Source organism: Mesorhizobium sp., assembly GCF_005063415.1.
In the GTDB taxonomy this organism is placed as follows: Bacteria; Pseudomonadota; Alphaproteobacteria; order Rhizobiales; family Rhizobiaceae; genus Mesorhizobium.
The window spans coordinates 1-209 of the sequence record NZ_SUEG01000453.1 but is presented as its reverse complement, the minus strand read 5'-3'; the positions used below and the strand labels follow the sequence as shown (position 1 = coordinate 209).

Here is a 209-nt window from a genome sequence, read left to right as displayed (position 1 = left end):
CAGCCTGTACCCCACGCGCGGAACAGTTGCTATCCACTCTTCGCCGTCAGCCGACCGGCCGAGGACCTTGCGAAGCGCGGCGATCTGAACGGTAAGATTGCTCTCCTCGACGTTCGTGCATGGCCACGCCGCATCCATTAATGCTGACTTCGTCACGACCTCGCCATTTGCTTCCAATAGGGCCTTCAGTAGCGCCCGGCCTCTGGTTC

At 60.8% G+C, this 209-nt stretch carries 1 protein-coding gene; it reads right to left on the bottom strand.

The genetic code is table 11. From position 1 onward, the window contains the following. Nucleotides 1-209: winged helix-turn-helix domain-containing protein (locus E5W70_RS33025; RefSeq protein ID WP_292665554.1), on the bottom strand; the 209-nt coding region annotated here is incomplete at both ends.